This is a genomic window from Kocuria sp. p3-SID1428 (assembly GCF_025149945.1).
GTDB lineage: Bacteria > Actinomycetota > Actinomycetes > Actinomycetales > Micrococcaceae > Kocuria.
The window spans coordinates 1-11,565 of record NZ_JALXVH010000003.1 but is presented as its reverse complement, the minus strand read 5'-3'; the positions used below and the strand labels follow the sequence as shown (position 1 = coordinate 11,565).

The 11,565-nt window shown below is 70.1% G+C and carries 10 protein-coding genes and 2 riboswitches; of the genes, 4 read left to right on the top strand and 6 right to left on the bottom strand.

Annotated elements, in window-relative coordinates; genetic code table 11:
- Positions 1 to 104: 104 nt before the first annotated feature.
- Positions 105 to 204: riboswitch (SAM riboswitch) on the bottom strand.
- Positions 205 to 397: 193 nt separating this feature from the next.
- Together M3E84_RS01170 and M3E84_RS01165 are read left to right on the top strand one after the other, a co-directional pair.
- Positions 398 to 1,684, top strand: coding sequence for an adenylosuccinate synthase (locus M3E84_RS01170; protein WP_259894115.1), 1,287 nt, complete (start codon positions 398 to 400; stop codon positions 1,682 to 1,684).
- A 260-nt stretch (positions 1,685 to 1,944) separates the two neighbouring features.
- Positions 1,945 to 3,339 (top strand): amino acid permease, encoded by a 1,395-nt coding sequence (locus M3E84_RS01165; protein WP_259894230.1) that lies wholly within the window; start codon positions 1,945 to 1,947, stop codon positions 3,337 to 3,339.
- Between the two features lie 69 nt (positions 3,340 to 3,408).
- Here M3E84_RS01165 and M3E84_RS01160 read toward each other — a convergent pair whose 3' ends face one another.
- Together M3E84_RS01160 and M3E84_RS01155 are read right to left on the bottom strand one after the other, a co-directional pair.
- Positions 3,409 to 3,810, bottom strand: coding sequence for a DUF202 domain-containing protein (locus M3E84_RS01160; RefSeq protein WP_259894114.1), 402 nt, complete (start codon positions 3,808 to 3,810; stop codon positions 3,409 to 3,411).
- Between the two features lie 5 nt (positions 3,811 to 3,815).
- Positions 3,816 to 4,211: a YidH family protein gene (locus M3E84_RS01155; protein ID WP_259894112.1), complete on the bottom strand. Its 396-nt coding sequence runs from the start codon at positions 4,209 to 4,211 to the stop codon at positions 3,816 to 3,818.
- A gap of 126 nt (positions 4,212 to 4,337) precedes the next feature.
- On the opposite strand from M3E84_RS01155, the gene M3E84_RS01150 reads away from it, so the two are divergent.
- On the top strand, positions 4,338 to 5,159 hold the full coding sequence (locus M3E84_RS01150) for a carbon-nitrogen hydrolase family protein (protein WP_259894111.1): 822 nt from the start codon (positions 4,338 to 4,340) through the stop codon (positions 5,157 to 5,159).
- An 80-nt stretch (positions 5,160 to 5,239) separates the two neighbouring features.
- Here M3E84_RS01150 and M3E84_RS01145 read toward each other — a convergent pair whose 3' ends face one another.
- Together M3E84_RS01145 and M3E84_RS01140 are read right to left on the bottom strand one after the other, a co-directional pair.
- A complete protein-coding gene (locus M3E84_RS01145; RefSeq protein ID WP_259894109.1) occupies positions 5,240 to 7,318 on the bottom strand; it encodes a M13 family metallopeptidase in 2,079 nt (692 codons plus the stop codon).
- A 178-nt stretch (positions 7,319 to 7,496) separates the two neighbouring features.
- Positions 7,497 to 8,033: an NADPH-dependent FMN reductase gene (locus M3E84_RS01140; protein WP_259894107.1), complete on the bottom strand. Its 537-nt coding sequence runs from the start codon at positions 8,031 to 8,033 to the stop codon at positions 7,497 to 7,499.
- A 187-nt stretch (positions 8,034 to 8,220) separates the two neighbouring features.
- Here M3E84_RS01140 and M3E84_RS01135 point away from each other — a divergent pair, with 187 nt between their 5' ends.
- Positions 8,221 to 8,793 carry a PaaI family thioesterase gene (locus M3E84_RS01135; protein WP_259894104.1) on the top strand — a complete coding sequence of 191 codons (573 nt, stop codon included), beginning with the start codon at positions 8,221 to 8,223 and terminating at the stop codon, positions 8,791 to 8,793.
- A gap of 82 nt (positions 8,794 to 8,875) precedes the next feature.
- Here the strand turns inward: M3E84_RS01135 and M3E84_RS01130 are convergent, their stop codons facing one another.
- Both M3E84_RS01130 and M3E84_RS01125 read right to left on the bottom strand, forming a co-directional pair.
- Positions 8,876 to 10,069, bottom strand: coding sequence for a cobalamin-independent methionine synthase II family protein (locus tag M3E84_RS01130; protein ID WP_259894103.1), 1,194 nt, complete (start codon positions 10,067 to 10,069; stop codon positions 8,876 to 8,878).
- 115 nt (positions 10,070 to 10,184) lie between these two features.
- A complete protein-coding gene (locus M3E84_RS01125; protein WP_259894102.1) occupies positions 10,185 to 11,396 on the bottom strand; it encodes a cobalamin-independent methionine synthase II family protein in 1,212 nt (403 codons plus the stop codon).
- 16 nt (positions 11,397 to 11,412) lie between these two features.
- Positions 11,413 to 11,515: riboswitch (SAM riboswitch) on the bottom strand.
- Between the last annotated feature and the right edge of the window lie 50 nt (positions 11,516 to 11,565).

Sequence of the window (11,565 nt, the reverse complement as noted above, 5' to 3'; positions counted from 1 at the left end):
GATGCCCGATGGAGGGCAGACCACGGGGTGCGCACGGAGGCCCGCGCCGCCGCTGAAGACGCGGCGGAGCACGGGTCCGGTGGACCACGGGAGTCTGAGAAGACGCTCCATCGGTCCTGGCGGGAGCACCGTTCCCCGCAAGATCTGCGGGGATGGTTGCTGCGACGTCGACGAGCCAGGTCTCTCGGTCGCTCTGGATAGATAGCGAGATAGATATCACCCCAAGAGATCTCGCTTGTCAACCCCCGAGATCTCCCGCAGGCGTCGGGAGCTCCCGCGATAGGATCGCCACGGACCGCCGCGCCCCCGGCCCGTGGCGCGCGATCCGCCATGGCCTCCACAAGGCGCGTGGCGCAGCCTCCAGACCTCGTGCGGGCCCAGTCAGGAGAGCAGTCGCATGCCAGCCATCTCGATCGTCGGAGCCCAGTGGGGCGATGAGGGCAAGGGCAAGGCCACGGACATCCTCGGCGGCCGCGCGGACTACGTCGTGAAGCCGAACGGCGGCAACAACGCCGGGCACACCGTGGTGGTGGGCGGCGACAAGTTCGAGCTCAAGCTGCTGCCCGCAGGCATCCTCTCCCCGCGGGCCACCCCCGTGATCGGCAACGGCGTGGTGGTCAACCCGCAGGCGCTGTTCGAGGAGATCGACGGCCTCGAGGCCCGCGGCGCGGACACCTCCAAGCTGCGCATCTCGGCCAATGCGCACCTGGTGGCCCCGTACCACCAGACCCTCGACCAGGTCACCGAGCGGTTCCTGGGCAAGCGCGCGATCGGCACCACCGGTCGCGGCATCGGGCCGGCGTACATGGACAAGATCGGGCGCCTGGGCCTGCGCGCGCAGGACATTCTCGACGAGTCGATCCTGCGCCAGAAGATCGAGGGCGCCCTGCGGCAGAAGAACGAGCTGCTGCTCAAGGTCTACAACCGCCGCGCCTTCGAGACCGACGAGATCGTGGACTACTTCATGGGCTATGCCGAGCGCATGGCGCCCATGATCGTGGACTCCACCCGCCTGCTCAACGACGCCCTGGACCGCGACGAGACCGTCCTGCTCGAGGGCGGACAGGCCACCTACCTGGACGTCGATCACGGCACCTACCCGTTCGTGACCTCGTCGAACCCCACCACCGGCGGCGCCTGCGTGGGCGCGGGCATCGGGCCCACGCGCCTGACCCGCTCGATCGGCATCATCAAGGCGTACACCACTCGTGTGGGCGCCGGCCCGTTTCCCACCGAGCTGTTCGACGACTCCGGTGAGCGCCTGCGCTCCGTGGGCGGCGAGTTCGGCGTGAACACCGGGCGCCCCCGCCGCACCGGCTGGTACGACGCCGTCATGGCACGTCACGCCTCGCGGATCAACGGCTTCACGGACTACTTCGTGACCAAGCTCGACGTCCTCACCGGGCTCGAGGAGATCCCGGTGTGCGTGGCCTACGACGTCGACGGCGTGCGCCACGACGAGATGCCCATGACGCAGACCGAGTTCCACCACGCCAAGCCGATCTACGAGATGTTCCCCGGCTGGTCGGAGGACATCTCGCAGGCCCAGACCCTCGACGATCTCCCGCAGAACGCCAAGGACTACGTCCTGGCGCTCGAGGAGATGTCCGGCACCCGGTTCTCCGCGATCGGCGTGGGCCCGGGCCGCGAGAACACGATCGAGCTGCGCGACCTGATCGACTGATGTCGCCTCGCCTGTGCGATGACAGGCGCTCTGGATCGCGCGGACCGGGCTCGCCGGCCGTGTCGGATAGCATCTGGCAGACCCCTGGGCGTGCTGCGCCTCATCGGGCATGCAGGCGCCCCCGATCGATGCCTGCGCTCGCCTTGCTCGATCCCCGACGTCGGAAGTGACTGACCGTGTCCACACAGAGCACCAGACTGGACCCCGCCGCGGCGCGGTCCGAGGGCGAGGGCCTGCGCCGCAGCCTCAAGACCCGGCACATGACCATGATCGCCATGGGCGGCGCGATCGGCACCGGGCTGTTCGTGGCCTCCGGCAATTCGATCGCCACGGCCGGACCCGGCGGTGCGCTGGTGGCCTACATCGCGATCGGGTTCATGGTCTTCCTGCTCATGCAGTCCCTGGGCGAGATGTCCGCCTGGCGCCCCACTTCCGGATCCTTCGGCGATCACGCGGCGCGCTATGTCTCGCCGTCGTTCGGCTTCGCGATCGGCTGGAACTATTGGTTCAACTGGGCCATCACCCTGGCCGCGGAGCTCGTGGCGGCGGCCCTGGTCATGCGCTACTGGCTCCCCGACGTCCCCGCCTGGGTGTGGTCGGGGCTGTTCCTGCTGATCGTCTTCGGTCTCAATGCGATGTCCACGCGTGCCTACGGCGAGGGCGAGTTCTGGCTCTCGGCGGTCAAGGTCGCCGCCGTCGTGATCTTCCTGGTGCTGGGCATCCTGATGGTGCTGGGCATCATGGGCGGAGAGGCCCCCGGCTTCGGCAACTGGACCGACGGGGAGGCGCCGTTCGTGGGCGGGCCCATGTCGGTACTGGCGATCTTCATGGTCGCCGGCTTCGCCTTCCAGGGCACCGAGCTCGTGGGCGTGGCCGCCGGTGAGGCCGAGGATCCCGAGCGCACCGTCCCCAAGGCGATCCGCACCGTGTTCGTGCGCATCCTGCTGTTCTACGTACTGGCGATCATCGTGATCGGCTTCCTGCTGCCGTACACGCACCCGAACCTGCTGGCCTCGGACATCCAGGACGTCGCGATCTCGCCGTTCACGCTGGTGCTGCAGAACGCGGGCGTGGCCTTCGCCGGCTCCGTCATGAACGCCGTGATCCTCACCGCCATCCTCTCGGCCGGCAACTCCGGGCTGTATGCCTCCACGCGCATGCTCTGGTCCATGGCCACCGACGGCAAGGCCCCGGCCTTCCTGGCCAAGGTCAACCGCCGCGGTGTGCCCATGCGGGCGCTGCTGGTGACCTCCTCCTTCGGCCTGCTGGCCTTCCTCACCACGTTCATCGGCGAGGGCGCGGCCTACACCTGGCTGCTCAACGCCTCGGCGCTGGCGGGCTTCATCGTGTGGGCGGGCATCGCCTGGACGCACTACTGCTTCCGTCGGGCCTTCAGGGCCCAGGGGCGCCCGCTGTCCGAGCTGCCGTTCCGCTCGCGGTTCTTCCCCGCCGGGCCGATCGTCGCGCTGATCATGTGCCTGCTGGTCATCCTGGGCCAGGGCTACGACGCCTTCGTGACCGGTACGGTGACGCCCATGTCGCTGCTGTCGTCGTACATCGGACTGCCGCTGTTCCTGGCGTTCTGGATCGGGCACAAGATCTCCACCAAGGAGCCGGCCGTGGATCCCGCGCAGGCGGATCTCTCGCGCGGCTGAGTCGGCGGGACCAGGACGCGAAGAGGGGGCCTCGGGAGACCGAGGCCCCCTCTTCGTGTCGGCGGGGCATCAGGCCCACAGGATCGTGAGCAGGCTCAGCGCCCCCAGCATCACGACGGCTCCGCTGACCGCCGCGATCTCGACCGGATCGGGGGCTGCGGTCTCCCGAGCCATGCTGCGGACTCCGCGCCGGTAGCGCAGGCCCTGCCGCAGCCACAGGCCCAGCGCCAGCACCGCTGCCGCGGCCAGGGGCACCACTGCGGCCATCCCGTGATGCGGCAACCAGCGCAGCAGCAGGGCGGAGGCCACCACGAGCGCCAGCAGGGTCCGCCCCCACGCCAGTGAGGTGCGCTCGGGCTGCAGACCCGGGTCGTCGTGGGTCGGGTGATTGCGGACGGGGCGGGTGCGCTGGCGGTCTCGGATGCCGCCGGGCCGGACGGGTCCGTCGTCGTGGCCGGTGCGCACGGGCACGGGGCTCAGCGCCCGATCAGGACGCCGAGCAGCACGCCGGCGGCCAGCGCGGCGCCCAGCGACAGCAGCGGGGCCATGATCGCGATCGGCAGCGGCGCGCGTCGGCGCATGGCGCGCTCGACCCGCAGCCAGCGCACGTTGGCGCTGATCGCCACGAGCATGGACAGACCGATGAGCCCGGCGGCCAGGGCCACGCGCACGGCCGAGGGGATCATCTCCCCGGCGAAGGCCTCCAGCGCGATGCCGCCGGCCAGCAGCCCCAGGGAGGTGCGGATCCAGGCCAGGAAGGTCCGCTCGTTGGCCAGGGTGAAGCGCGGGTCCGGCTCGAGGCCGCCGCCGAGCAGTCGCCGTGCGAACGGAGACCGCCCGGGATCCCCGGGCGGCTGCGCAGTGCGGTTCATGGGAGCCACGCTACCGGGCGCCGCACGATGTCCCGGCCTTTCGGGGCTGTCCGCCGGGGGTCATAGGCTGTGCGCTGGACGCTCGAACCCGCCACCCGTCGCGGTGGCCGCATAAGGAGGATCCCCGTGCGACTCGCCCTCGCCCAGATCGACCCGGCCCCGGACGTCGCGGAGAATCTGGCGACCATCCGCCGCCACGTTCTCGATGCGGCCGTGCGCGGCGCGGACCTGGTGGTGTTCCCGGAGGAGTCCATGCTCGGCGTGGAGAGCGGGATCCGGGAGAGCTTCCCGGAGATCGTCGCGCGCGAGTGGCCCACTTTCGTCACCTCGCTGCAGGAGCTGGCCCACCAGGAGCGGATCACGATCGTGGCCGGGGCCTATGAGCCCTCGGACGATCACCGCCCGTACAACACGCTCGTGGCCGCCGGGCCGGACGGCTCCCTGCTGGCCGCCTACCGCAAGCTGCACCTCTACGACGCCTTCTCCTACCAGGAGTCCGAGCGCATCCGGCCCGGGGACTCCGGCACTGCCGTGATCGAGGTGGCCGGCATGCGCGTGGGCCTGAGCACCTGCTACGACCTCCGCTTCCCCGAGCTCTACCGCAGCCTGGCCGACGACGGCGCCCAGCTGGTCCTGGTGCCCGCGGCCTGGTTCTCCGGGCCGGAGAAAGTCCGGCAGTGGGAGACCCTGCTCTCGGCGCGGGCGCTGGAGAACACCCTGTGGGTCGCGGCCGCAGACACCTTCAACGACCACACGGTCGGGTACTCCCAGGTCCGCGACCCCCTGGGTGTGCTCACCGCCCGGGTCGAGGAGGGCGAGCGCCTGCTCGTGACCCAGATCGACCCCGCCCGGGTCGACGAGGTCCGGGCGACGGTGCCGTCGCTGGCCAACCGCCGGTTCCGCCCCGGCTCCCTGGCCGAGCAGCCGCTCGGGCAGCAGCAGGGCTGAGCGCTCGCGCAGGACAGCATGACGACGGCCGGCCGCACCCTTGTCGCAGGGAGCGGCCGGCCGCAGTCATGCCGGGGTGATCACCAGATGCGCACGCGCTCCTGGGGATCCAGCCACATGAGATCCGACTCCGAGGTCCCGAAGGCCTCGTGGAAGGCGTCCACGTTGCGCGCCGTCTGATTGGCGCGGAACTCGTTGGGGGAGTGGACGTCGACCGCCAGGCGCTGGGCAGTGGTCTCGTCGCGGGCCTTCTGCTGCCAGATGAAGGACCAGGACAGGAACAGCTTCTGCGCCGGGGTGAAGCCGTCGTCGTCCTGGGCGTCGAAGGCTTCGGGATCTGCCGCGGCGTGATCGCGCGCCTCACCCGGGTCATCGGCGGACTCGGCCACGCCCCTGGAGAGCTCCCAGGCCTTGTAGGCGATCGAGAGCCCGCCGAGGTCGCCGATGTTCTCGCCCAGGGTCATGCGCCCGTTGACGGTCGGCGGCTCGGGGCGATCGGCGAGCTGGTCCGGCACCAGGCCGTCGTACTGGCTGACCAGGCGCTCGGTGCGCTCCTCGAAGGCGGCGCGGTCCTCGTCGGTCCACCAGTTGCGCAGGCGGCCGTCGCCGTCGGCCGTGGAGCCCTTGTCGTCGAAGCCGTGGCCGATCTCGTGGCCGATCACGGAGCCGATGCCGCCGTAGTTGATGGCGTCCTCGGCGTCCTCGTCGAAGAACGGGGGCTGCAGGATGGCGGCCGGGAAGACGATCTCGTTGCGCAGCGGGTGGTAGTAGGCGTTGACCGTCTGCGGGGTCATCAGCCACTCGTGCTTCTCGATCGGCTGGCCGGCCTTGCGGATCAGCTCGGCGCGCTCGAAGTCCGCGGTGCGCACGATGTTGCCCACGAGGTCGTCGGGGCGGATCTCGAGCGGTGAGTAGTCCCGCCACTTCTCCGGGTAGCCGATCTTGGGTGTGAACGCCGCCAGCTTGCGCAGGGCCTCGGCGCGCGTGGTCTCGGTCATCCAATCCAGCGTCTCGATCGAGCGCCGATAGGCGGCCATCAGGTTCTCGACGAGCTCGTCCATGCGGGACTTGGCCGTGGGGGAGAAGTGGCGCTGCACGTAGACGCGGCCCACCGCCTCGCCCAGCACGCCGTTGACCAGGCCCACGCCGCGCTTCCAGCGCTCCTTGAGCTCCGGGGTGCCGGACAGGACCGTGCCGTAGAAGGCGAAGTCCGCCTCTACGAACGCCGAGGAGAGATAGGCCGCCCGCGAGTTCACGATCTGCCAGCGGGCCCAGGCCTTCCAGTCCTCCAGGCGCGCCTCGTGGAACAGCGGATCGAGCTCGGAGAAGAACGACGGCTGCTGATCCACCACGGTCTCCAGCGCCGTCTCCGGCAGGCCGAGGCCTTCGAGCAGCAGGGCGCGCCAGTCGAGGTTCCGGTTCAGCTCCTGGAGCTCCTCGAGCGACTGGGGGTTGTACATCTTGGTGAGGTCGCGGACCTCGACCTTGTCCCAGTGGCGCTGGGCGATCTCGGTCTCCAGCGCAAAGACCCGCTCGGCCTGATCGTGCGCGCGCTCGATCCCGGCGAGCTCGAGCATCCGGGCGATGTGCTCGCGGTACTTCTCGCGGATCTCGGTGTGCTGGGCCTCGCGGTAGTACTCCTCGTCCGGCAGGCCGATCCCGGACTGGCCGATGAAGACCAGGCTGCGGTTCGGATCACCCGGGTCGGCGTCCGTGTCCAGGCCCAGCACGGAGGAGACGCCGCGGGCGAGCAGCCGGCCGAACAGCCGGGAGAGCCCCTGCGCGTCCTGGACGGCCTCGACCTCCGCGAAGTCCTCGCTCAGCGGCTGCGCGCCCAGCTGCTCGAGGCGCTGCTCGTCCATGTAGGAGGCGTAGAGATCGGCGATCTTGGCGCGGATCGGATCCGGGTCCTCGCCGGGGGCCTCGGTCACGATCTCCCGCACGGCCTCCTCCGCGCGGTCGCGCAGCACGACGAAGGCTCCGATCAGCGCCTTGTCCTCCGGGATCTTCGCCTCGCGCAGCCACGGGCCGTTCACGTAGCGGAAGAGGTCGTCCTGCGGCCGGACCGCGCGGTCGAAGGTGGTCGCGTCCAGGGAGGTCAGGGCCTCCTCCGGCGTCTCGTCGGGATCGGATCCGGGCATGGCGGTGCTGTCGGTCATAACGCCAGGCTAATGGCCCCGGAGGGTGCCGGTGGGCCCGCTTCGCCGAGCGCGTGACGACGACGGCGGCCCCGCGCGCAGGTGCTCGGAGCCGCCGGGGAGCTGACGACGGGGGCGGGCGTCGCCCCCGGGTCGTCTCAGGCGGATGCAGGGCCCGGCCGCGGCCCCCGGTGTGCGATCAGGCGCCGGCGGCGATGACCTCGTCGAGCACGCCGTTCAGCGCGCCGACCTTGGGATCGGAGTCCACGACGGCGCCGTCGGCGAAGTCGGTGAAGATGCTCAGATCCACGGCGGCGCGCACGACGGTCTGGGAGAAGTTGGCCATGATCAGGCGCCACTGCTCGACCGCGCGCACGCCGCCCACGGCGCCGTAGCCGACCAGGGCGAGGACCTTGCCGTTCCACTCGGAGCCCAGCGAGTCGACCGCGTTCTTGAAGCCGCCGGGGACGCCGTGGTTGTACTCCGGGGTGACGAAGATGTAGCCGTCGAGGTCGTCGATCACGCGGGACCAGGCCTGGACCTTGGCGTCGTCGTAGGACTTCTCCGCCATGGCGGGCAGGGTGGCCGAGGAGAAGACCGGGGGGTCGAAGTCCTTGAGGCTCACGAGCTCGAACTCGGCGCCGCCCTTGGCCTGGGCGTGGCGCAGGACCCACTCGCCCACGGAGGCGCCGACCTGCTCGTCACGGACGCTTCCCACGATGATGCCGATCTTCACAGCTGTCTCCTTGAGGTCTCCACGCGGCCGGGGGGTCGACCGCAAATGCGTGACACATCATCCGCTTTGTGCGTCTGCGCTGTCCAGGGGTGATGCCGTGAGTCGGCTCACAGGGCGAACTCGGCTACCGTGAGGAGCGGATCACACGCGGCGCCGCTGCGCCGATCGCACAGCCCCAGGAGATGTCATGACCGCTCCCCATCAGCAGCCCGCCGAGGATCGGTCCCCGGCAGCCCACGAGGATCCCACCCCGCCCGATGCGCGCCGCGTGACCCCGTCCTCGCAGCGGATCGCGGAGGGGGCGCAGAAGCTCTCGGAGTCCGGCATCCCGCAGGCCCTGGCTGATCTGGCGCAGGCCTCGGACAAGGCGGCCGCGCTCAACGCGCACGGCGGCGAGCTCTGCGAGAAGCTCGGCATCGAGTACCTGGAGGCCTCGGCCCAGCGGGTGGTCGCGCGCATGCCGGTCGAGGGCAACCGCCAGCCCGTGGGCCTGCTGCACGGCGGGGCCACGATCTCGCTGGCCGAGTCGCTGGGCTCCATGGGGGCCTTCATCCACGGTGCGGGGCTCGGGCGCGTGGCCGTGGGGCTCGAGGTCAGCACGAGCCACCATGCCTCCGCCCGCAGCGGCTGGGTCATCGCCACTGCGGAGGCGCTGCAGCTCGGGCGCTCGATCGCGACCTACGAGGTGGTGGTGCGCGCCGAGGCGGACAATCGCCGCATCTCGACCGTGCGCATCACCTGCTTCCTCAAGGAGCTCTGACCCCCACCGCCGAGTGGATACCTATTTGCGCTGTTCTGCCTCTTAGGACAACCAGGTATCCACTCGGCGGTGGGGTGGGGTGTCAGAAGAGGCGGGACGAGGCGATCTCGGCGCCCTGGGCCAGTGCCTCCAGCTTGGCGGCGGCGATCTGCGGGTGGATGCGCCCGCCCAGACCGCAGTCGGTCGAGGCGATCACGCGCTCGCGACCCACCACCGAGGCGAAGCGCTCGATGCGCTCGGCCACCAGCTCCGGGTGCTCGACCACGTTGGTCGCATGCGAGACGATGCCCGGGATGATCAGCTTGTCCTCGGGCAAGGAGACGTCCTCCCACACGCGCCACTCGTGCTCGTGGCGGGCGTTGGCGGCCTCGAAGGAGAACGCGCCGGCGTTGATCTGCAGCATGGTGCGCGCCAGGTGCTTGAACTCCAGATCCGTGGTGTGCGGGCCGTGCCAGGAGCCCCAGCACAGGTGGAAGCGGACCTGGTCGGCGGGGATGCCCTCGAGCGCGTAGTTGATGGCCTCCACGCGCTTGGCCGTGAACGCCAGGTAGTCCTCGACCGACGGCTCGGGGTTGATCTGATCCCAGTTCTCCGCGATCGAGGGGTCGTCGATCTGCACGATCAGCCCGGCGTCGGTGATCGCCCGGTACTCCTCGCGCATGGCCTCGGCGCATGCCTGCAGGACCTCGTCCTCGTCGCCGTAGTGCTTGTCCTCCAGGCGCGCGCACGACCCCGGCGAGAGCGAAGCCAGGTACCCCTCGGACGCGCCCGTGTCCTCCAGCGCGCGCTTGAGGTTGGCGATGTCCCGAGCGACGGCCTCCTGGCCCACATAGCGGATCGGGCCCACGAACTCGGGGAACGGCGGCAGATTGCCGGTCGAGATCCCGCTGGAGGGGTCGGTGTAGGCGTCCTGGAAGCGCTGCCGGTCACGACGGTCGCCGAAGCTCGTGAGCCGCACCTGACCCGGCTCGGAGCGCACGGCCGGCTGGCTCCACAGGTCCACCGAGCCGGGGCCCAGCCCGTCCAGGCGGTCGAAGATGTAGTGCCACCAGGCGCCGTAGTCGGTGTCCTCGGACATGGCGTGGCCGTATTCGCCGTCATTGACGACGTCGATCCCCAGGTCCTTCTGGCGCTGGACGACGTCGACGACGGACTCGGTGAGCAGCTGGTCGTAGTCCTGCCCGCCGGTGCGGGCGCGGTTGGCCTCGATGAGCTGATCGGTGCGCGGCAGGGAGCCGGCGTGGGTGGTGAGGATGCGGTTCTCGGAGCGGTGCATGAAGAGATTCCTTTCTGCGTGAGATGGGTATGCGGCCACCCCGCCGAGTGGATACCCAGTTGCGCTGTTCAGGCAGATAGCGCAACTGGGTATCCACTCGGCGGTGGGGAGGGGGTCAGAAGAGGCGGCTCGAGGCGATCTGCGCGCCCTCGGCCAGTGACTCGAGCTTGGCCATGGCGATCTGCGGGTGCAGACGTCCGCCCAGACCGCAGTCGGTCGAGGCGATGACGCGCTCGCGACCCACGACGGAGGCGAAGCGCTCGATGCGCTCGGCCACCAGCTCCGGATGCTCGACCACGTTGGTGGAGTGCGAGACGACGCCCGGGATGATGACCTTGTCCTCCGGAAGGGCGGCATCCGCCCACTCGCGCCACTCATGCCCGTGACGGGCGGAAGCGGCCTCGAAGGAGTAGCCGCCGGCGTCGATCTGCAGCAGCGGCTCGATCAGGTGCTTGAGCTCCAGATCGGTCGTGTGCGGGCCGTGCCAGGAGCCCCAGCACAGGTGGAAGCGGATCTGCTCCTGCGGCAGCCCGCGCAGCGCGTGGTTCAGCGCATCGATGCGCAGCTGGATGAAGGAGCGGTAGTCCTCCAGGGACGGCTCCGGGTTGATCTGATCCCACGACTCGGCGATCGAGGGGTCGTCGATCTGCACGATCAGCCCGGCGTCGACGATCGCCTGGTACTCCTCGCGCATGGCATCGGCGCAGGCGTAGACGAGCTCCTCGTCGGTGGCGTAGTACTCGTTGCTCACCCGGGCGCAGGAGCCCGGGGAAAGTGCTGCGATGAAGCCCTGCTCGGCCCCGGACCCCTCGAGCGCGGACTTGAGGTTGGCGATGTCCGCCTGCACGGCGTCGTGGCCGGTGTAGGTCAGCGGCCCGGTGATCTTGGGCTGGGCCACCCGCTTGCGGGCGGTGAGGATCCCGGAGGACTGATCGGCATAGGCCTCGGCGAAGCGCTGCCGGTCGCGGCGATCGGCGAACGACGTCAGCACGATGTTGCCCGGCGAGGAGCGCTTGGCGCCGGCGTTCGGGTCCCAGCGGTCCTCGTCGGAGGGGCTCAGCCCGCCCAGGCGGGAGAACGAGTAGTTCCACCAGGCGCCGTAGTCGACGGAGCTGGACATGGTGTGCCCGTACTCGCCGTCGTTGACGATGTCGATGCCGATCTCGGACTGCCGGGCGACGATGTCGCGCACGCCCTGCTGCATGGTGGCCACGAGCTCCTCCCACGAGATCGTGCCGGCCTGGTAGGCCTCGTTCGCGGCCAGCAGCTCGGGGGTGCGGGGCAGGGAGCCCACGTGGGTGGTCTGGATGCGGTCGGTGTTCAGCATGCGCGAAGGCACGTCCTTTCCATCGGTCCTGGCGGGAGCACCTCTGCGCTGGGGACGGATCCCCGCATGGTTGCTGCGACGTCTTCGAGCCAAGGTCTCTCGGTCGCTCGTGATGGTGACGCCGATCATCCTGCCATGCCGCGGACGTCGAACCCAATCCGCCCCAACG